Annotated in this window: 15 protein-coding genes; 9 read left to right on the top strand and 6 right to left on the bottom strand. The window is 66.8% G+C overall.

The window, feature by feature from the left end; all coding sequences use genetic code 11:
• Nucleotides 1-39: 39 nt before the first annotated feature.
• Together AB0M29_RS13525 and AB0M29_RS13520 are read left to right on the top strand one after the other, a co-directional pair.
• The gene (locus AB0M29_RS13525; protein ID WP_365382392.1) at nucleotides 40-1,809 is read left to right on the top strand and encodes a glycoside hydrolase family 35 protein; all 1,770 of its coding nucleotides are present in this window, start codon (nucleotides 40-42) and stop codon (nucleotides 1,807-1,809) included.
• A 390-nt stretch (nucleotides 1,810-2,199) separates the two neighbouring features.
• Nucleotides 2,200-4,791: a hypothetical protein gene (locus AB0M29_RS13520; protein ID WP_365382391.1), complete on the top strand. Its 2,592-nt coding sequence runs from the start codon at nucleotides 2,200-2,202 to the stop codon at nucleotides 4,789-4,791.
• 72 nt (nucleotides 4,792-4,863) lie between these two features.
• On the opposite strand, the gene AB0M29_RS13515 is transcribed toward AB0M29_RS13520, so the two are convergent.
• From AB0M29_RS13515 to AB0M29_RS13505, 3 genes are all read right to left on the bottom strand, one after another.
• Nucleotides 4,864-5,436, bottom strand: coding sequence for a TetR family transcriptional regulator (locus AB0M29_RS13515; protein ID WP_365382390.1), 573 nt, complete (start codon nucleotides 5,434-5,436; stop codon nucleotides 4,864-4,866).
• Between the two features lie 52 nt (nucleotides 5,437-5,488).
• Nucleotides 5,489-5,950: an ATP-binding protein gene (locus AB0M29_RS13510; RefSeq protein ID WP_365382389.1), complete on the bottom strand. Its 462-nt coding sequence runs from the start codon at nucleotides 5,948-5,950 to the stop codon at nucleotides 5,489-5,491.
• A gap of 91 nt (nucleotides 5,951-6,041) precedes the next feature.
• A complete protein-coding gene (locus AB0M29_RS13505) occupies nucleotides 6,042-6,896 on the bottom strand; it encodes an alpha/beta hydrolase (protein WP_365382388.1) in 855 nt (284 codons plus the stop codon).
• A 298-nt stretch (nucleotides 6,897-7,194) separates the two neighbouring features.
• On the opposite strand from AB0M29_RS13505, the gene AB0M29_RS13500 reads away from it, so the two are divergent.
• From AB0M29_RS13500 to AB0M29_RS13490, 3 genes are read left to right on the top strand one after another with little or no spacing between them, the layout of a single operon-like run.
• Nucleotides 7,195-7,902 (top strand): TetR/AcrR family transcriptional regulator, encoded by a 708-nt coding sequence (locus tag AB0M29_RS13500; protein WP_365382387.1) that lies wholly within the window; start codon nucleotides 7,195-7,197, stop codon nucleotides 7,900-7,902.
• Nucleotides 7,812-9,569, top strand: coding sequence for an AMP-binding protein (locus tag AB0M29_RS13495; RefSeq protein ID WP_365382386.1), 1,758 nt, complete (start codon nucleotides 7,812-7,814; stop codon nucleotides 9,567-9,569). Before AB0M29_RS13500 ends, AB0M29_RS13495 begins: the two co-directional genes overlap by 91 nt.
• The gene (locus AB0M29_RS13490; protein WP_365382385.1) at nucleotides 9,566-11,164 is read left to right on the top strand and encodes an FAD-dependent monooxygenase; all 1,599 of its coding nucleotides are present in this window, start codon (nucleotides 9,566-9,568) and stop codon (nucleotides 11,162-11,164) included. Before AB0M29_RS13495 ends, AB0M29_RS13490 begins: the two co-directional genes overlap by 4 nt.
• A 679-nt stretch (nucleotides 11,165-11,843) precedes the next feature.
• On the opposite strand, the gene AB0M29_RS13485 is transcribed toward AB0M29_RS13490, so the two are convergent.
• The gene (locus tag AB0M29_RS13485; RefSeq protein WP_365382384.1) at nucleotides 11,844-12,095 is read right to left on the bottom strand and encodes a hypothetical protein; all 252 of its coding nucleotides are present in this window, start codon (nucleotides 12,093-12,095) and stop codon (nucleotides 11,844-11,846) included.
• Nucleotides 12,096-12,318: 223 nt separating this feature from the next.
• Entirely contained in the window at nucleotides 12,319-12,645 is a 327-nt protein-coding gene (locus AB0M29_RS13480) for a hypothetical protein (protein ID WP_365382383.1), read from the bottom strand.
• Nucleotides 12,646-13,310: 665 nt separating this feature from the next.
• On the opposite strand from AB0M29_RS13480, the gene AB0M29_RS13475 reads away from it, so the two are divergent.
• Nucleotides 13,311-13,781 carry a DUF317 domain-containing protein gene (locus tag AB0M29_RS13475; RefSeq protein ID WP_365382529.1) on the top strand — a complete coding sequence of 157 codons (471 nt, stop codon included), beginning with the start codon at nucleotides 13,311-13,313 and terminating at the stop codon, nucleotides 13,779-13,781.
• A gap of 199 nt (nucleotides 13,782-13,980) precedes the next feature.
• Nucleotides 13,981-15,267, top strand: coding sequence for a NucA/NucB deoxyribonuclease domain-containing protein (locus AB0M29_RS13470; protein WP_365382382.1), 1,287 nt, complete (start codon nucleotides 13,981-13,983; stop codon nucleotides 15,265-15,267).
• 50 nt (nucleotides 15,268-15,317) lie between these two features.
• Here the strand turns inward: AB0M29_RS13470 and AB0M29_RS13465 are convergent, their stop codons facing one another.
• A complete protein-coding gene (locus AB0M29_RS13465) occupies nucleotides 15,318-15,932 on the bottom strand; it encodes an SMI1/KNR4 family protein (RefSeq protein WP_365382381.1) in 615 nt (204 codons plus the stop codon).
• 284 nt (nucleotides 15,933-16,216) lie between these two features.
• Between AB0M29_RS13465 and AB0M29_RS13460 the strand changes: the two genes are divergently transcribed.
• Complete coding sequence (locus AB0M29_RS13460; RefSeq protein WP_365382380.1) at nucleotides 16,217-16,582, top strand: hypothetical protein; 366 nt, start codon at nucleotides 16,217-16,219, stop codon at nucleotides 16,580-16,582.
• 7 nt (nucleotides 16,583-16,589) lie between these two features.
• Nucleotides 16,590-20,555 (top strand): caspase family protein, encoded by a 3,966-nt coding sequence (locus tag AB0M29_RS13455; protein ID WP_365382379.1) that lies wholly within the window; start codon nucleotides 16,590-16,592, stop codon nucleotides 20,553-20,555.
• The last annotated feature ends 33 nt before the right edge of the window (nucleotides 20,556-20,588 follow it).

Raw genomic sequence — 20,588 nt, 5'->3', positions numbered from 1 at the left:
TTCCCTGACTGACCGACCCATCACCCCGAGGACCACCGCATGCTGGAGATCTCCCCGACCGGGTTCGCCATCGACGGACGCCCGTTGCGCCTGCTGTCAGGCGCCCTCCACTACTTCCGGAGCCGGCCCGAGCAGTGGCCGGGCCACCTGCGCATGCTCCGCGCCATGGGTCTCAACACCGTGGAGACCTATGTGCCCTGGAACTTCCACGAACCCCGTCCCGGGAGCTACACCTTCAGCGGAAACGCAGACCTGGACGGCTTCCTGCACGCCGCCGCCGACGCCGGCCTGTACGCGATCGTCCGCCCCAGCCCGTACATCTGCGCCGAGTGGGAGAACGGCGGCCTGCCCTGGTGGCTGCCCACGGGCGCGCATGGCACGCTGCGCACCAGCGATCCGGGCTACCTGGCCCACGTCGACCGCTGGTACGACACGCTGATCCCGCTCCTGGCCGACCACCAGAGCACGAGGGGCGGCAACGTCCTGATGGTCCAGATCGAGAACGAATACGGCTCCTACGGCACGGACAGCGACTACCTGCTCCATCTCGCCGAAGGCCTGCGATCCCGCGGCATCGACGTCCCGCTGTTCACCTCCGACGGGCCGGGCGACTTCTTCCTGACCGGGGGGAGCCTTCGCGGCCACCTGGCTACCGTCAACTTCGGCAGCCGGGCGGGCGAGGCGTTCGCCGAGCTGCGCCGTCATCGTCCGCAGGACCCGCCCATGTGCATGGAGTTCTGGAACGGCTGGTTCGACCACTGGGGCGAGCAGCACACCGTCCGGTCGGCACAGGACGCCGTATCCGCGCTCGAGGAGATTCTGGCGGCGGGAGCCTCCGTCAACCTCTACATGGCTCACGGCGGCACCAACTTCGGCACCTGGGCGGGCGCCAACACCGCCGACGCTGGAACCGGCCGCGGCTACCAGCCCACCGTCACTTCCTATGACTACGATGCCCCGCTCGATGAACGCGGCGCGCCCACCGCCAAGTTCTGGGCATTCCGCGAGGTGCTCCTCCGGTACGCGGACGGTCCCGTGCCCGAGCCCGAGAAGCTGCCCGACCCGATGGCCCCGCACGAAGTGATGCTCGACCGCATGCTGCCGCTGGAGCAGGTCATCGAGAACCTCTCCACCGGGCCGGTGCGCTCTCCCGTCCCGCCCTCCTTCGAGGACCTCGGCGTTCCGCATGGTGTGGTTCGCTACCGGACCACGATCCCCGGCCCGCGTGCGGCCCAGCCGCTGACCGTCGACGGGCTTGCCGACCGTGCCCACGTGAACGTCGACGACGCCCCCCTTGCCGTACTCGAACGGGACACCGAGCGGGAGACCCCGTTGCTGGTCGCGGTTCCCGGCCGCCAGTCGCGGCTGGAACTGCTGGTCGAGTCGATGGGGCGGGTCAACTACGGTGCCGGGATCGGCGACAGCAAGGGCTTCACCGGCGCTCGCCACAACCGGCAGTACCTGCACGGCTGGATCGCCGAACCGATACCTCTGGATGACAGCACACCCGGCCGGCTCCCCTGGGACACCGCTGCCGCGTCAGCCGCACGGCCCGGTCACACCTTCTACCGTGGCACGGTCGAGCTGGAGGAGCCTGGCGATACCTACCTCGCGCTTCCGGGCTGGACCAAGGGCTATGCCTGGATAAACGGCTTCCTGCTCGGCCGCTACTGGGCCCGAGGTCCTCAGCGCACGCTCTACGTGCCGTGGCCGGTCCTCAACCTCGGCACGAACGAGGTCACCGTCCTCGAGCTCGATCACTGCGCCGACCCCACCGTTCACCTGGAGCCGCGGCCGGATCTCGGCTGACGTCCAGTGAGGCCCACCAAACGAGACGCGCACCTCTCACTTCGTTCGTAGAGTTGACACATTTCCCCGCGTACGGTGTCAGCAACCTCAACTCGGCGCACCCAGTCCCAACTGTCGTCCATTTTAAGGACGCAGACTCTCTGTGTCACCACCATCAGACGACTCTATGTCAAAAGTATTGACAGAGTTCCTCCGGGCCCGGCTAATGGTTCCAACCACACCTGGAGGTAGTAGATGCGCACGCTCGCACGGTTCACGTCTTGCGCGGCCGCTGTGGCGACCGCCCTCATGTGCCTGGGCGCCGCGCCCCCTCAGGGGCACGTCGACAGCGGCCGAATGGTCACCGTCTCGCCGGCGCGGAACGTGTCGGATGTGATCAAGAATCCGGCCATGGGCTGGCAGCTGTACATCGAGAGCACTGACGGAAGGTTCCCCGACGCGGCGACGTACTGGAGTGAGGTCGACCCGTACCGGGCCTCCGCGAGCGAGCTGTACATTCGCATGCCGTGGTCCGCGTTCGAGCCGACCGAGGGCCACTACGCCTGGGCGGACGACGCCAACTTCATCGCCCTCGTCAACGGCGCCCGGGCGCGCGGCCTCAAGCTGGGATTCCGCATCGTCAACGACAGCCAGGACTTCACGAGGCAGGCGACTCCGCAGTACGTCTTCGACGACGGCGCCGCCAAGGCCCCAGTGCTGTCGGACACCGACTTCCCCGACCCGGTACTGACCGACCCGGTCTACCGGCAGAAGTTCACCACCTTCCTGACCGCGTTCGCAGCCCGCTTCAACGACGCGGCGACCACCGACTTCATCGACACCACCGCGTTGGGATGGTGGGGCGAGGGCTCGCACCTGCAGTTGCCCACGGCGGACATCGCACCCACCCTCAACTGGGCGACGCGGCTCTACTCGCGCCTGTTCGACAGGATCATCGTCCCGCTGAACTACGGCGGCGAGTTCGGGACCGCCAACCAGGACGCGGCCATCACCGCGAACGGGCTGGCGATCCGCCGCGACAGCCTCGGCAGCAAGGTCTGGTTCCCGCCCGCCGACCAGAACGCCATCAAGGCCCACTTCCCCGCCTCACCGGTCTTCGGCGAGAACTGCTACCAGAACTTCGTCCTGCGTCCCACCACCTCGTGTGACGGAGCCCTGGCCACGGACGGTCTGCGCACCGTGCTGACCCGCGTCGTCAGCGACGCGGAGAACGTGCACGCCAACACACTCGACCTGCGCTGGCCCGCCACCGACCTGCCCTCCTGGGTCCGCGACAACCCCGGCCTCGTCCATGACTTCGCACTCAACGGCGGCTACCGGCTCGCACCCGACCAGGTGACGTACCCGGCCGTGACCGCGGGGAAGCCGGTGACTGTGGCAGCCCAATGGTCGAACACCGGGGTCGGCGTGCTGCCCAACGACCTTCCCGGCTGGAACCACAAGTACCGCGTGGCCTACGCGTTGCTCGACAAGAGAACCGGCAGACCGGCCTACTCGGTGTTGTCGGAGTCGGATCCCGCGGGCTGGCTCAAGGGAACGGCGTACAACGACCGCACGACGTTCGCGCCGGTCGGGCTCCGCAGCGACAGCTACTACTTCGCCACCGCGATCGTCGACCGCACCCAGGGATGGCAGCCCGGCCTCAACCTCGCCACCACCGCCCGCACTCTCAACGGTTGGACGGTCCTCGGCACCACGAAGGTCAAGCACAGCAGCACGGACACTGCGCTCCAGCGCTCGGCGACGGCCACTCTGGGCGGGGCACAACAGGGGCCGGGCGACGCGCTCATCAGCAGGTCAGGGCATCAAGGAATCACCGTCCAGCCCGGCGCGCCGACCGCGGTGAGGCTGGCATGGAAGCAGCAGTCCGCCATCGACGAGGTCGCCCTCGCGGGACCCGGCAACCAGCGCATGAAGGTCAGCATCGACACGTTCGACGGACATCAGTGGACGCCAGTGCTCATCGACACCGCGGCACGCACCAACCACCCGATTCGCCTGGGCACGACGGTCGCGGCCAGCCGTCTTCGCATCACCCTGGACGCACCCTCGCCGCTCCGGCTGACCCAGCTCACCGTGACCGGGGTAGAAGGACAGGAACCGGCGATCCCGGTCATCCCCGGTAGGCCCGAGATACAGACCGGCCTGCCCACGGCCGCGGGCTCGTTGTCGGCGCAAGCCATCGCCGACGGTGACCCCACCACGGAGTGGCACGCCGCCGCCCACCCCGCTCTCCCCTCGACGCTCACCATGACCTGGCCCGACATGGAGGTACCGCTGAGCGGGATCACCCTGGTCTGTGACTACTGCCAGGAACAGGGTGTGACGGGGCTGGACTTGGACTACTGGGACGGCCTGCGCTGGCAGCCGTTGCGGCACGGAGCCACCCTGAGCTGGGATCACGACGACTGGACGCTCGAAGCGAAGTCGATCGCGTTCGACACGGTGAACACCACTCGGCTCCGCGTCACCGTGACCGAGGCCGCGGCGGACGGCGCCAACGGCATCGGCGTGTCCGAGATATACCCGGGCCCGGCGCCTGCCCTGCCCGCCACGGCACCGCCGCTGCCGACCGCCACCACCGACATGGCAACCCTCGACGGCTCGCTGCCCGTCAGCGTGATCAGCGACGGTGACACCGGTACGCCCTGGCAGAGCGCAACGGATGTCACACTGCCCGGCACGATCACCCTGACCTGGCCCAAGGGCCGTCCGTCCGTCAACAGCCTCACGATCGCCAACGTCTTCGCCCAGGGCCAAGCCATCACCGGAATGGACGTTGACTACTGGGACGGCAGCGCCTGGCAATCGATCAGACACGGCGTCCAGCTGACGTGGGACCACAACGACTGGACCCTGGAAACCCGCCGCATCGACTTCGACCCCGTGACGACCTCCAGCATCCGCATCACGGTGACGTCAGCCAACCGCCAGTGGGGAGACATCGCCGTCAGCGAGATCACCCCCGGGTACGCGACCTGACCTGACCTGGATCCTGCTGCGTCGGGCCAGGACAGATCCTGGCCCGACGCCAAGGGCTGGGCGGCATCATGGTCAGCCGGGTGCTCGCCGGGCTCGGGTGGTGAGGCCCGGGACGACAAGGACGAGCCAGCGGGCGAGAGCGGCCGGCGACTGGCCGGTGGGTGCGGTGGCGGACAACAGGTAGATGTCCGCGAGGGTGACGTCGGGGTGGATGTCACCTTCTGATTGGCCCGCGCGGATGACAGCGCTGACGGCGGCGGCTCCGCGGTCTTCGCAGGGGCGGTCAGCCGGTTCTTCGCCGAGGGTCCGGGCGGTTGCCTTCCCGGCGCGGTGAATCGCGGCCGTCTCGGCGACGCGGCCGAGGAAGGCGGTCAGTTCATCCGCGGCACGGGCCCCGGCGGCAACGCGCGCCAGGACGGCTTCCGCATCGTCCGCGACCCGGGCCACGTACTCGGCGACGACGGCCGCGACCAGGTCGGTCCTCGTGGGGAAGTGCCGGTACAGGGTTCCTACGGCCACACCCGCCGCCGCGGCGATCTCATCGATGCCCACCTCGGGGCCGTGACGGGCGATCTGCTCTCCGGCGGCGGCGACGATTCTCTTCCGGTTGCGGACCGCGTCCGCGCGCGGCCTGGTCCGGGTCAAGGGATTCGCCTGCCCTTCCGCTCTGCGACGCGAGGCTGAGCGGGGTCCGCCGTCATTGAGACAGTCCCGTACGGGGGAGCGCCAACGAGCACCAGACCGTCCTGCCGTCTTCGCTCACGCCCCACGCGTCGGCCAGCTGGTTCACGATGATCATGCCTCGGCCGTTCTCGGCATGCGCCGAGACGTCGCGCACTCGGGGGCGGGCCTGGGACCCGTCGGTGACTTCCACGCGCAACGCACCGCCAGTGACGCACAGGACGAGAGAGATCCCGTCGCCAGCGCCGTGCGTCATCGCGTTGGTGACAAGTTCGCTGATCAGAAGCCCGACATCGTCCACGAGAGCGGAGAGCCCCCAACTGGCCACCAGCGCACCGCCTATGTGCCGGAACCGTCCGACGCAGCGCGCCTCGATGTCGCGCGCAGGCACGCGCATGGAGAAGGTGTGGCCTTCGTAGCCTGCGCGAGAGGCGCGGTGGCACGCGCCCGGAGGTGGGGAAACAGTGGGTGTCGTCATGGTCGGCTCCGTACCGGGACGGGAGGCTTCCGCCGTCCTTCTGCGGGAGGCCCCCCGCCCAAGGCCCCGTACGATGCGCGCACGTCCCGTCCTATTGCCGCGTCGCGTCGATGAAGGAGGCGATCTCGGAGGCGAGCAGGTCAGTCGCGCTCAGATGGGCCTCGTGGGCATGGTCGGCGATGGTGATGAGCCGTGAATGCGGCACGTTGTCCACCAGCCGTGCAGCGACCGCCTGCAGCCATTGCGGGCTGACGGTTCCTGTGACGACGGCGGTGGGGCAGGCGATCTCGGCGTAGCGCGTGATAGCGAGGTTGGTCGCGTCGATCGCCGCCACTTCGCGCACCCAGGACGGCGTGAACCGTGCCATGGCGTCCCACCTTTCGGGCATGAACTGGCGAAAGGCAGCGATCTGATCCTTCGGGAGCCGGACGAACTCGGCCAGGCCGATCTCGAGAGCTCCGTCGTAATCTCCGCGGTCGACCGCGGCTTCGTACACCGGCAGCGCGGGGCCACCGATCGGCCTGTCCAAAGGAAGCGGCGGCTCATAGGCGATCAGGCCGTGCAGCGGGCCTGCCAGCGCCGCTTCCAGCGCGACGATCGCGGCGTAGGAGTGGCCGAGAAGGTAAGCACCGCCGATGGCGTCGGCGACCGCGAGAAGGTCCTCCTGCTCGCGTTCCATTGAATGACTGCTGCGCTCAGCCGCGGAAGTGTATCCGCGGCGCTCGATGGTGTAGGTGGTCACGCGCGACGCCAGTGCGGCCGACAGCGGGGCCCAGTCCTCGGCCGTGGACAGTGCTCCATGTGCGATGACCAGTCCCGGCCCGTTTCCGCGCTTGTGGACCACGATCTCGGTGCCGTCGGCGGAACGGACGATGAGGCGTTCGGGAGAAGACGGTTCTTCCGGCTGGGGATGAGCGGGAATTCCTTTTGATTCTTGCGTTTCCACCGAAATACTCCAATCACCAGGGCACGGAATTACGTCTATGTCGCGTAAGTGACATCGATGTTACATCGCCGACCATGCCTGTCAAGGGCTCGCATCCCAGCAACGACGTGCAGTGAGAAGGAGATCGATCATCGATCGTATTACGCTCTTGTCGCAGACGTGACAGCCATGTTACGGTGATGTCAGACACGCGGTCTGGTCCAATGCCGTGAGCGCTCCGGCCGGTGGTGAGGTGATCGCGTTCGACCAGTCCCGTCCCCATCGGCGGAAGAGATCCGACTACGTCCAGGAGGGCGAAATGGCCGGACAGGCCAACCGACGTCAACTAGTCTCCAACGAGCTTCTCGAGCATGCAGGCCGGCTGTTCGCTCAGCAGGGCTTCGCCAACACCAGCCTCCAGGACATCGCCGACGCAATGAAAATCAGTCGGCCGGCTCTCTATCGATATACCGACAACAAAGAGGCGCTGCTCGCGGCCTTGGTGCACGACGTGCTCGAGCGCGTCGTCGGAATCCTCGAAGATGCGCAGGCCCGGCGTGACCTCGACGAGGTGGAACGGATCGAGCTGGCGTTGCGCCAGATAGTGGTACACACCGCCGAGAACGCCACCCGATTCCGGCTCCTCGATCGTGCCGAATTCGACCTTCCCGGCGATCTTGCCGCCAAGCATCGTCAGGCGCGGCATCGGGTCCTGGAATTGCTGACGACTCTGGTCGAAGACGCTGTCGCGGCCGGGAGATGCCGCCCGTTGCCTGCCCGCTCGGTCGCGCTCGGCTGGCTCGGGATGGCCAATTGGGTCGCCTGGTGGTATCGCCCGGGCGTGGACGGGCCGCCGGAGGCAGCTGCGAAGGTCCTGGTCGATGTCGCTCTGGGCGGCGTTGTGCGCCCCGACGCGCGTCCCGCGGTCACTGGGCCGTGGGCGGCGTTGGAGCTGGTCCAGGACGATCTGGAACGGTTGAAGCAGAGCTTGGCCGAATCGCTGCCCGATCACAGGAGGATGACGTGACGGCGAAGGGGGCCCCCTCGTTCATCGCTGAACACAGCGCGGCATACCTGCGCGACGGGCTCTGGCAGAACCGCACCATCGGCACCGAGTTCAAGGTGACCGCCAAGCGCCACGCCTCTCGTACCGCGCTGGTGTCCGCCGACGGCCGCTGGACGTACAGGGAACTCGACGAGCTCAGTGACGCCTTCGCCACGGGCGTGCTGCTGCTGACGGACCTGAGGCCCGGCGACCCGGTGATCTTCCAGATGGGGAACATCGCCGAGACCGTCGTCAGCTACTACGGTGCCGTCAAAGCGGGGCTGATACCGCTGTGCACCCTGCCACAGCACGGGGAGCACGAGGTCATGTCCCTCGCTCGTCATGTAGAGGCACGCGGGCATCTGATCCAGGCCGACCATCGCACCCAGGACCTGCCCGCACTGGCCCGGCGCACCGCGGCGAATGTCAGCATCATCACCACGACCATCGTCGCTCGGGCAGAGCCCGATGCCGGGTGGGTGTCATACTCCGGGCTCCTGGAAGCCGGGCGAAGACGCACCACGCGGAGCGACGTCCCTGCCGAAGACGCCTCTGCCGTCGCCGTCCTGCAGCTCTCGGGCGGCACTACGGGCCTGCCGAAAGTGGCACCGCGACGCCACCAGGAATACCTCTACAACGCGCGGGCGTGGGCACACGCGTTGGGGATCGGACCGGAGTCGGTCGTCATGCACCCACTTCCGCTGCTGCACAACGCGGGCATCGGTGCGGCGATGCAGCCTGCGCACTTCTCCGGAGCGACCTTCGTACTCGCCCCGGACGCCGCCCCCACCACGATCGCCACATGGACAGCGCGTGAACGAGTCACCGTGGTACCGGTGGTACCGCCCGCCGTCGCCATACGCATGCTGGGCGATCCCGCCTGCGACGAGGCCGACTTCAGCAGCCTTGAATGGTTCCTCCTGGCGGGACAGCGGCCCCCGGTCGATCTCTTCGACCGTCTCGAGTCCCAACTCGGCATCCGCGCCGGGCAGATGTTCGGGATGGCCGAGGGAATGTTCCTCTACACGCCGAAGAGCAGCTCGGACTGGGCCCGCCGCCACACGATCGGTACGCCGGTCTCTCCGGCGGACGAAATCCGCGTGCTGGCCGTCGGAGGCGACTCCGAAGTCGCCGACGGCGATCTGGGCGAGCTGTGCTGTCGTGGCCCCTACACCATCCCCGGCTACTTCAACGCACCCGAGCACAATGCGGCGACCTTCACTCACGACGGCTTCTTCCGCACCGGTGACCTCGTGTCCCGGCACATCGTGGACGGCTGCGCGTACTACTCGATCGACGGTCGTATCAAGGACGTCATCAATCGGGGTGGGGAGAAGATCCACGCCGACGGGGTGGAGGAGATGATCCTCAAGCATCCTTCGGTACGGAATGTCTCTGTCGTCGCCATGCCGGACCCGGTACTCGGGGAACGAGTGTGCGCGTTCGTCGTCGTCGAGCCGGCCGCGAAGCCACCGACCGTCGATGAGCTCGGCAGATTTCTCCTCCGGCTCGGGCTCTCCAAGTTCAAGCTTCCCGAGCGCGTCGAGACGCTCGCCGAATTCCCCCTGACCAATCTCGGGAAAGTATCGAAGAAGGAACTACGCCTGCTGATCGAGAAGAAGCTCAGCGAGGAGATCGGTACGGCATGAAGCTCAACAGCATAGCCGTGATCGGCGGCGGCCCCGGGGGCCTCTACACGGCCCGCCTTCTCAAGCTCGACAATCCCGGCGCGACCGTCATCGTCCACGAACAAAGCGTTCCTGAAACGACGTTCGGTTTCGGGGTGGCCTTGGCGGCGCGGACACAGCGCAACCTTGAGTCGGCCGACGCCGACACGTTGCGCGACATCATCCACGCAGGCAGACCGCACGACACCACCATGCACGTCGGCGGTCGAAGGGCCACAGTGCGCAACGGTGCGGTGATCGGCATCGCACGCACCGAACTGCTCGCGATCCTGGCCCGGCATGCTGCCGAAGCCGGCGTCGAGCTGCGTTTCGGCAGCCGCGTCGCCCTCGACGAGGTCGACGCCGACCTCGTGGTCGTCGCCGACGGCGTCAGCAGCGACACCCGGGAGAAGCTGGCCGCGGAGCTCGAAGTCGAGGTGGGCATCGGCGAAGGGCTCTATCTGTGGGCCGGAGCCGACGTCGCGCTCGACGACGCCGTTTTCGCGCCCGCGACCACCGCGGACGGCACCTTCGTCGCCCACGCGTATCCCTACGCTCCCGACCGCACGACGTTCCTCATCGAGACCGATGCCAGGACCTGGCACGCCGCGGGGTTCGACGCCACCACTGCCCGCCTCGCCCCCGACGCCTCTGACGCTGTCTCCCTGGCCTACCTCGAGAGGGCGTTCGCCGACCATCTCCAGGGCGGCCGCCTGATGGGGAATCGCACCCGGTGGCTGCGGTTTCGCACCGTCCGCTGTGCTCGCTGGTCCCACGGCAACGTCGTACTGCTCGGAGACGCCGCCCACACCGCTCACTACTCGATCGGGTCCGGCACGAAACTCGCGATGGAAGACGGGATCGCGTTGCGGCAGGCCATCGCCGCAGCTCCCGACGTGCCCACCGCACTCGCACAGTACGAGCTCTCTCGCCGTCCCGAAGTCGAACGCCTGCAAGGTCTGGCCCGCCGCAGCCATCTGTGGTGGGACTCCTTCCCCCGCCGGACCGGCATGGACGTCGACCAGCTCACGGTGGCCTACATGACCCGAGCAGGCAACGTCTCCCTGGACCGCTTCGCGGCCACCAACCCGGACATCCTGCGCCGCGCGCTCGCCACGTACGCCGGCTGCGCGCCGGCCCAGGTCCCTGTTCACGGAGTGACCGAGTGGGTGTGCGCGCAGCCGTTGGACAAGGCGGGCAGGAGCTGGACCGGCCGGGTGGTGGACCTGCAAGGATTCGACGTACCGCACGCCGCTGCGCCACGGACTGCCCGAGCCAACGCCCAGCGACTGGTGCGGACATCCGTGGCCCTGGACAACCCGTGGACCGATGAGGGGGACGCCCTCGTCAGACATCTCACCGCTGCGGCCCGAAACGGCAGCCCCGGAGTCTGGCTCACGGGCCCGCACACGCGAGCCGACCTTCTGAACCGGCTGGCCTTCGCAGAACGCATGCGCCGCGAATCCGACGCCGTCATCGTCGTCGACGGGCCCGCCGAGTGCCTCCCCGACCTGGCCGCCGGACTCGCATCCGGCCGCACCGACCTGATCTGCCCCCTGCAAACGCACTCGAAATGACCTACCGCACGCGTTCGGGGCGACTGACTGGCCCGCGCCACCATCAGGGCTTCATCTGTCTGGAGATCACCGCTGCTGTCACGGAGTAGATCCCAGGAAGCTGAACCTGTCAGCGCCCGCAGGTCGCAGGCTGGGCAACGCCTGCAGCACATCCGGGGCACGGCCTGGCAGCCAAGCGAACTCCGCGAACTCGTCATCCCCTTGGGGTGCCTTGAATATCCGACGGACTCTCAGGAGGAACCGAAACGCCTCATATCAGGTGCGATCCCTGAAAATGCCGTCTGACCTGCCGAAACGCGTCGAGGCGAGATCGCTCTCACATGCGAAACCCGACAACACAGACACCAAAGGCCGCCCCCGCGGAGCGGGAACGGCCTCTGACCTGCGAAAACACCGTCGGGACGACAGGATTTGAACCTGCGACCCCTTGACCCCCAGTTGCGTGAATGGAGCTCATTTCCCCGACAATCGGGGCGAACTCATCGCGCGCTTTGTTCAGTTATGCGGCTATCGCTCGTCAACGCGCATCAGGTGTGGTCCCCATATGGTCCCCGACACCTGGTCCTATTTCTCCTCAAGACGTACCTCCTTCAGCGTGGACCTCTTGCGGACTTCTGACAATCGAACACCGGGAACCGAAAGAAAGTGGCCCTGTACGCCGCCCTGCCAGGTGCGGTGCTCAGGTGAGGGAAGTGGCACTACCTCCGCTTGCTACCAGGCGGCCAGCGCTGAGGGCCTGTTCGGTGATGGCCAGGCGGAAGGCGTCCGTCTGGCCAGCGGCGTAGATGATCGTTGGCACGCCGTTGACTGTGGCGAACCACGCTTGGGCGCCGTGCGGCATCGGGTCTTCGGCGGGGGCCTCCATGGCAATTACGCCGTGGGTGGTCAGCAGCTTGTTGAGGGCGTCGTGGGTGGTTGTGTCGACGATCATGCCGACACCTCATGCTCACGGCGAGTCTGCTCGCGTTTGAGAATGCCGATCATCTGATGGAAGACAGTCTCTGGATTGTTGGTCTCCACGATCCAGTCCACGACGGCGTCCCAGAAAGCGCGGACGGCGGGGGAACCCTCAGCGTCACGGACACGTCCGATGCCCGTCAGCCAGCGCTGGGTCTCGGGGCTGGGCACTCTCGGGGTGGCAGCGCCGCAGGCCTTCATTGCATCACCTGCATTCCAGCTACAGCGGCCGCCAGGTGTGCGCGGACCCGAGTGAGGTCGGCGAGTAGCTTGTCGAGACCGAACAGCTCGAGATCGGTGTCGTCAATTTCCAGGAACGGCGCTTCGTCTCCCCACTGCGAGAGTCGACACTGTAGCGAGCTGTCCTTGGGAGTCTCCATGTTCAAAGCCGCGCTGTGGTGAATGACCGTGCCGTCAGTGTCGACGAAATGGTCGACGCACTGACTGTCGAGGCGACCGCAGTCCAGGGCTCGACGGTCAGATGGGGTGGGCGGCGCTGCCGCCCCAAGTTCGATGCCACGCATAGTCGGACCGTTCCCTACTTGGTGGGGTGGTGGACTGGTGTGCTGCTGGGCATGAGGATCCCCTCGGGCAGCGGCCCGAGCCTCTAGGTCAGGGCAACGCTGGCCAGGCCGCGCCCTCTCCGCATTGCCGTAAGCCGGTCAAGAAGCGGAACGGCTTCGTGCCCATGCGGAGTCGCACATCAGCCCGCCCTATGACCGTACAAACGAGTCCGGCGCCAACTGGTCACACTCCATCAGGATCAATCCTGGGCAAGCCGGGTCGGGCTCCACACTTCACCCGCACAGACTCATCGGAGAGTGCCGGGGGCCGACCCTGCTCATGCGCCAGGCGCAAGAGCGCTGCACGAGTCGCGTCGGTGAGCGCTTCCCATTGCGCGGGGTCATCCACGTGGATGTACAGCAAGTCGCGCAGGACGGATCGGACCTGAGCACCTGGCGTTCCCTCTTGGCGGTCGAGGAGGCGCAGGGCTGGGAGAGGTTCGCGAGGGCGGCCCCGCAGTGCGTTCCAGACTGCGCCGGCGGCGGAATGGCCGTCTCCCGCGGCGAGGTCCTCCTCCCCTTGGCGCACTACGTCGACCAGCGACGGGGGTCCCGCTGCCTTGGGCCAGACGTAATCGGGCACGTAGCACTGGAGGGACTGCGGAACGGACTGCGCGCCACCGAGGCTGGTACGGGCGGGAATAGGACGGCGAGCAGACGCTGCTGTAGGCGACGGGTCAGCGAACTCTCCGAGCGGCTCGAAACCCTCGTCGCCGAACCGCTGTCCCCGAGCAGCGCCAGCCTGTTCACTCTGGCCTCCTACGCCTCCGTCCGCCTACCTGTCCCAAAGCCGGCACGGAGGCTGGAAGATCACCCGCCGCCACGAGCCCCTCGGCATTCCGGTCTGGTTGGCGAGCTTCGGCCGGGACACACCCACCGAGATCACCACCGCCTTCACCCACGCGCTCATCGCCTACTTGGCCAGCGACCGCAAGGACCCTTGGTGGTTAGGTTCGGACGGCCCGCCTGTTTCAGCCAGCGTTGGCCGACCTTGGCTCAGAGCTGCCGACTTCGAGGAAGGACTATTGGCGCGACAGCGCAAGTCCGGACCTGACTTGAATTGGACCATCAGTCCCAGAAACATCATTATTCGATGACAGCCTCACTAGTTGTCACGTACAGTCCGGTCCGTTGAAAGTTGCGAACAGTTGCCGGGGGGATCAGCGCCTCCTGGCGAAGGGGTGGGACGAACCGTTGAATCGATTACGAATAGCCTTGGCTGCATGCTGTGCGGTTGTATCGCTCCTATGCCTGGGGGCTCCTGCCGCAGTGGCCTCGCAGGCGCCAGTCCTTTCGGTGCAGACCTGGGTATCGGGTGCACCCACGCAGCAACCGGCCGAGGTCTTCCGCCGACTGAAGGCCGGCCAGAGTGCGTTGCAGGCGGGCCTGCCACGGCCGCAGTTGACAGCGCGGCAGAATGCTCCGCGTCGCACAGGACCCGCACAGATCCGTGAGGCGACCACAGTGGCACCCGCCGCAACCAGCGCGGCAAGCCCGCAGGTTACTGATGTTCCGCAGCGGAAGATGACGCTGGCCGAGTGCAAGGCTCACACCGCGAACGACGCGAGCATGTGGCTGGAGTCCCGTTTCGCGATCTGTGAATCGCAATGGTTCTCATCCGAGTGGTTCCGGAACAGGACCGTGGTCGGATTCTCCCAGATGACCGTCACAGCCATCGCGACCGTGCCGGACGCGAAGTCACGGCAGATCCAGTTCGACTACTACTATTCCGACTTCTTCTCGTCGGGCGTCAACGGTTTCGATGAAACCCTCGTAGGCCCGGTGCCCAACTACGAAACCGTGCCGAGTGGAGTCACCCTCAGCCAAGGCGGATCACTGCCCGGCCCGGAGAGCATCGCCCAAATCCGGACCAGGCCGCATTTCATGGTCACCGCTTCAGTGGCTCCTGGCCATGGCCTGGCACCTGACGACGGAGTCTGGGGCGATTGGAACATGAGGTTCGCTCCCGAATGGCCGACCGGGTGGACGGACGTGGTCCCGGGGCAGAAGTGGAGCTTCGCCTCCTTCGGCGTACGGTGGGACAACTCCTCCTACCTGCCCAACTACAACCCAGCGGACCCGCTCCACACCGGCGGCGCAGCCTTCAGCTACGACATCACGCCCCTGCGGTACAGCACGGCCACGACGGCAGCCGAGCGAGCGGTGACACTGCATATTCAGAAGGCGTTCACCCAGCCGAAGAACACGATGCCGGCCAATCCGTCCAAGAAGGTCGCCGGCCAGAGCGCCAGCAACCCACTGCACCGGTTGCAGCCGGGGCTGAACGTGACCAACCAGAACCGCTACAACAAGAACCGCAGCGAGGCGGTCAAGGTATGCAAGAGCGTGGATCCGGACTACGCCTCCAAGGGGCTGGAATGCGATGAGTACCCCTTCGCATCCACCTACGAGGGCGCGGCACAGTCGATCTACGACCCCACCAAACCAGCGAAGAACTTCAGCGCTCTCGCCCTGAACGCCACCCAGAACGGCAAGGCCGGATCACAACTGGGCGCCTACTACAACAACAACCGCATCCTTGATGGCGCCAACGACGAGTACTACGTCGTGATCATCACCTGAGCCACCGTGGCTGCTCCCGCTGAGTCGCGGGAGCAGCCACGACACCCGGTTCAGAACTCCCACATCACGCTGCCGGTGACCGAGAACACGGCAGCACAGCCATTGCGGGTCAGATGCGGGTCCCCACTCCCGTCATCGCCTTCCTGCTGCCCCGTCTCCAGAGCGTCAGCGACGTCCTCCCACATCTGCCCGGTGTTCGCCCAGATCGGCGCACCATAGATACCCTCGGACTTGCTCCAGCTCATAACACAGCCCTGCGCACCGCCCGGCCGCGTATCCACGACCAGGAGGTCACCCGTCGTGTCGTCCCCGACGGGGAAGAACGCGCTACTGAACTCCTGGCGGGACTCTCCCGCGAAGCCCTGCTCACCGTCCTGCCCGCCGTAGATCTCCAACTTCATACGCCGTAGCTCGACCATGCGCTGGAGGCCGACAGGCACGAACAGCGGCGGCAGCAGCACCCCCGCACCCGATGCGGGCACCGCCCCGTCCACGAGGAGCAGCCACTCCCCAACGTCGGCCGGAACCTCGAGCATCATTGCCCGTTCCGCTTCGGCAACAGCCGCCGTGGTGGCCGGCGGCCGCAACGAAGCGGCGGTGACGGGCGCATGCTCCTGCAGCACCCGGTGGATTCTGGACCAGGTTAAGGAAGCTGAACTCGTCATACCGCCCATCATGCCCCACCATCAGTTGCCATCACCAAGGGCGCCCACTTCCAGCCCCCGCGACAACATTCGGTGCAAGCGAACGGTATCGGTGCGAGTCTCCGCCGTTCGTACTGTTGATCGCCCGCGGCACACGACGCCGCTGGTTTGCCCACTCTGGCAAGGCGCCCACCAGCCTGGGAGCCGAACAGAAACTTCTCGTCTGACCGGTGAACTTCCTTCGCACGTCCTAAGGTTGACCCACTTGTCGCGGAATCCGTCACTGGGCCTCTGGGGGACGACAGATGTACGACAGCACGACCGATGACGGCACCACGGCCGAGGCCGGGGACGGCATCGCGGCCCTGCCCTTCTGGGTAACCCTCGACGAGGACGACCCGGAGAGTCAGGGGGACGGGGGCACGATGAGCATCCTCGGCGGGGATGCGGTGCTGCGGGCGGTGCCGCTAGGGCCGCTGCGGAAGAATCTCGCCACGACCGTGGACGCGCTCCAGGAGATCTTCCGCGAGGTGGCCGCCCGCGACGGCGCCCTGCCGCTCGCGGAGGCACAGTTGTCGTTCGAGGTGACCGCGAGCGGCGGCATTCAGTTGATCGGCACCGGCCAGGTCCAGGGGACCCGGGGACTCACCCTCACCTTCAAGCGACCGTGATCGCCCGGTGACACACAAAGCACTGCTGATCGGGGCGAGCACCTACGACGACCCGGCAATCTCCAATCTCCCATTCATCCCGGACGACCTCCGGCTGGTGCAAAGCGCTCTGACCCAGCGGGAGTTCGGATCGGTGGAGATCCTCGAGTCGTCCCGCGGGACGACCAGGACCGCCGTCAACGCCAGGGTCAGCCGCTTCCTGCGCGACGCCAACCGCAGCGATGTCCTCTTCATTCTGCTCAGCGGCCATGGCCAGCACTTCGAAGGCGCCGACTACCTGATCCCCGAGGACGCGGACTTCGCGATCGAGCCGTTCGCCGACTGCTGTGTGGAGATCGGCTGGCGCAAGGAGTTGGAGGATTCGGCCGCCGCCCGGGTGCTGTTCCTCGTCGACGCCTGCCGTGAGGGCCTGGAGCAAGACAGCAAATCCGCGACAGGGGTCCGCAGTTGGGGCAAGCCGAAAGTCGCCGCGACCCTGCGACGCAAGGTCGCCTACGTCTACGCCTGCTCCCCTGCCGAGAAGGCCCACTACGTCCGTCCCACCGACACCGCGAAGGACGAGGCAGCACCGCCGGGCGACTCGTTCAGCCTCTTCTCCCGGGCAGTGTTACACCTGATCAGCGAGGTGCCGTACGCGGTGGATCTCGTCGACTTCGAGGAGCAGGTCCAGACCCGCGTGGCCGCTCTGCACGCCGCGTACGGCAAGCCCGGCCGACCGCAGCGGGTCCGGGTCACCACCGACGCCGACCGCCGAAGCTTCGCCGTGCTGCCCGGCCCGGCGATGCAGGCCGCGGCTCACCCGTGGGTACGGTCGGTCGCCAACCACCCCGCCTGGGAACGTACGCCTGCCGGGCTCACCCGCGAAGTACTCAAGGAGCTCTGCGCCTACCTCGCCGGACAGCTCGCCACCGAGTTCACCCGCTCCTCCGACGCCCTGCGGGGCGATCCATGGCACGACCCTGAATTCGCCGGGCGAGCCCAGGAGCGGATGGACTTCCTCGTCCGCCAGGTCAAGGACCGGCGCGAGGGCACCATCGCTCTCTCCCCCACCGAGGCCGCCCTCATCGTGCTGCTGCCGTTGGTCGGTCATACGTATTGGACCCACGAGGCGGCCCGGCGCGTCCACGTGCTCGCCGACGGCACCCCGACCCCCGAACGCGATCGCTTCCACAACTTCGTTCGCACGCACCCGCGGCTGATCCGGCGCCTGCGGACCCTCGACCAGTCCGGCGATCCCCGCGGCGACGCCGTGCGCATCCGCTGGTGGCTCTTCCATCGCTGGCTGCTCCAGGAGCCCGAGCCGTATTCGGGCCAGTCGCTCAAGTCGCTGCTCGGCCCTCCACGAAGCCGGCCCGGCGGCCCCGACCGGCCCGGCTGGGTCGACACCGCGCTGTCCGCCGAACGTTTCGACCGCTTCGTCCAGGAGCAGCGCGCCGCGCCCTTCAGCGTCCCTGGCGACTCGGCCCTGGCGCTACCCGAGGTGATCGCCGCCAGCACGGGACATGAGCACGAAGTACGCCACACGCTCGTCGCCTCGCTCGCGAAAGCGGCCCACGCACTGGCGGTCGATCCCGTCGATCTCCCGGAGATCGTGGTCGAACACCTCGGCATCTCAGATGCCGTGGACCCCGCCGAGCTGCTGACCACCCTCCGCGCCTCCGACTGGCGCACTTCGGGCCTTGGCCGCTCCCTGAACGCGCTCTGTCAGCATCCGGCCGTCCAGATCGCGTTGCGCGACCACGCTCAGCACACTGACGAGCTGCTGCGTGCGATCAATCGCCACCCGGCGCTCGGCCCACTCCGCTCCCTGCCGCCCTTCGCCGACGCCGACCTGGTTCAGCTCAGCGGCAACACCCCCAAGCACCTCTCAGAAGGCATCCGCTTCAATCTCGCCGAGGACCGTGTCCAGGAACTCCTGATGGGCGAATCCCTCTATGGTGAGCCGAAGTTGGCAATCCGCGAGTTGTACCAGAACGCGCTGGACGCTCTCCGGTATCGCGACGCCCGCGCCGAGTTCCTGCGCCGGACCGGCAAGGGCAGCCAGAGCGACGCCGATTGGACCGGTCTCATCAACTTCCGGCAGGCGGTGGATACCGAGGGTGACCCCTACCTCGAGTGCCGCGACAACGGCATCGGCATGGGCGCCCACGAACTCAGCAGCGCCTTCGCCCAGGGCGGCACCCGGTTCGTCGATCTCACCGAGTACATCGAAGAGCAGGCCGACTGGTCGGCGCTGGACCCGCCCCTGGAGGTGTATCCCAACAGCCGTTTCGGAATCGGGGTGTTGTCCTATTTCATGCTGGCCGACGAGATCGAGGTCCGCACCTGCCGAATGGGCCGCGACGGTCGCCCCGGACGGCTGCTGAAGGTCAGCATCGCCGGGCCCGGCAACCTCTTCCGCATCGAGGACCTCGGGGAGGGTGAAGAGCCCGGCACATCTGTACGGCTGCGTTTGGCTCGGGGGAAGAAGCCGGTGTCATGCGTGGACACCCTGGACGAGCTGCTGTGGGTGGCGCCGTACCGCACGGTGGCGGAACACGGTTCACGACGAACGGAGTGGGAGCCTGGTGTTCTTGTAAGGGCTCAGCTCGAACGGTGGTGGGCGGAGATGAAGCACAGGCGAGGACCCAGCGGGGTGTGCGTGCCCTCCTCGGACCCAGACGTGTGGTGGATCGACGGTAGAGGCGTCTTGCTGGCAGACGGCTTTCACGTGGAAGGTGAAAAACACGGTTGGATCACGCGCTCCCTTCGCCCACCGCACGGGATAGTCGTCAACCTCCATGGCCGCCCACAAGTTGAGCTGAGTGTCGACCGGAAAACGGCCAGGGGATTCGACCACTCGCATGTGACGCGGTCCGCACTGGCAGCGGCGCCGGAACTGATCCGGCGGGCACCGTCGCTCATGGCTTCCGACTGGCTCCGCCAGGTAGGCTTCACCGCACTGCCGATCGCCGACCGCCTGGTCGACCATGCCATTGCGGAAGCCGTGCCGACAGAGGTCGCTGGTCTGCAGACGTCGTTCGATGCGGTCGGCTCATTCGAACCAGACTTCCTGCTCATGCCGCTACTAACCGGTAAGTCGGACGGGAATGTCAAGGTAGCCAACGCCGCCGCATTTGTGCGGACCATTCCGAGCCCCCTCCTCCGGTGGCGGCTCATCACTCTCTACCGGGCCAGCCTCGGTGATCATTTCAGCGGGCCGCAGTCGGACGACCTGTCCCTCGACGCCCGCCCCTCCGATCTCGCATTGGTCACCACAGCCTTCGGCGCGGTCACGTACGGTCCCGATTGGCATTCCGACCTAACACTATGGCTCCAAGGCGCCAGCAAGGGCAGCTTCAGGTGGGATACCTCACAATCCCAACTCACTCACACCGGTTTGCCAAGTTTCATGCACATCCCGCGTTGGCGGTCGATCTCAGAGGTGATCACGGCCGACGAGGTCTTCAAAGGGGTAAAGGCTTGTGGGCGTCTCGCCGGCCACGTGGCCGAACGACTCGGTCGGCTCGGGTACCAGGTCGAACGATTGGGCGACGCGGCACAGGTGGGACCGGACGACCTGCCGCTACTGGCCCCGTTGGGCGCTCCACACGGATGGCTCACACCCGGTGCCGAACTGACCCCGGCACAGATCGTGTTCAGCGCGGCACAGGCCAAGTACTCAACAGAGAACGCCGCTCGACGACTGTGCTGCCTCGGATTCCAAGTGCCGTCCGAATATCCGCGCAAGGACCACTGGCCATCCGAAGAACGCACCATGCTCGGAAGCTTGTGGCAGGACCACCTCCACACCGTCAGCCCTGAAGAAGCCCGGTCAATCACTCGACGGCAGCTCACATCGGTAGCACATCGGACGAACCGCCCCGTGCACCACGTCGCCCGTCTCCTGCGAGCGTGGGGCTTCGACCTAACCTCGCGGTTTCGGTTGGGGCTGGTCCGGATGCTGGCCGGATACGCGAAAGTGCCTTCCTGAGCTGGGACGATGAACCTTGTCTAGGGGTTTGAT

This window comes from Streptomyces sp. NPDC051976, assembly GCF_040680795.1.
Taxonomy (GTDB): Bacteria; Actinomycetota; Actinomycetes; order Streptomycetales; family Streptomycetaceae; genus Actinacidiphila.
Note: the sequence above shows the minus strand (reverse complement) of the source record. Positions and strands in the feature narration are given on the sequence as shown.

What these genes read in the sequence shown, in the direction of transcription:
- AB0M29_RS13510 (WP_365382389.1), bottom strand. Translation starts at nt 5,950, where the DNA reads ATGACGACACCCACTGTTTCCCCACCTCCGGGCGCGTGCCACCGCGCC.
- AB0M29_RS13460 (WP_365382380.1), top strand. Translation starts at nt 16,217, where the DNA reads ATGTACGACAGCACGACCGATGACGGCACCACGGCCGAGGCCGGGGAC.
- AB0M29_RS13520 (WP_365382391.1), top strand. Translation starts at nt 2,200, where the DNA reads ATGGGCTGGCAGCTGTACATCGAGAGCACTGACGGAAGGTTCCCCGAC.
- AB0M29_RS13485 (WP_365382384.1), bottom strand. Translation starts at nt 12,095, where the DNA reads ATGATCGTCGACACAACCACCCACGACGCCCTCAACAAGCTGCTGACC.
- AB0M29_RS13480 (WP_365382383.1), bottom strand. Translation starts at nt 12,645, where the DNA reads ATGCGTGGCATCGAACTTGGGGCGGCAGCGCCGCCCACCCCATCTGAC.
- AB0M29_RS13490 (WP_365382385.1), top strand. Translation starts at nt 9,566, where the DNA reads ATGAAGCTCAACAGCATAGCCGTGATCGGCGGCGGCCCCGGGGGCCTC.
- AB0M29_RS13465 (WP_365382381.1), bottom strand. Translation starts at nt 15,932, where the DNA reads ATGACGAGTTCAGCTTCCTTAACCTGGTCCAGAATCCACCGGGTGCTG.
- AB0M29_RS13500 (WP_365382387.1), top strand. Translation starts at nt 7,195, where the DNA reads ATGGCCGGACAGGCCAACCGACGTCAACTAGTCTCCAACGAGCTTCTC.
- AB0M29_RS13525 (WP_365382392.1), top strand. Translation starts at nt 40, where the DNA reads ATGCTGGAGATCTCCCCGACCGGGTTCGCCATCGACGGACGCCCGTTG.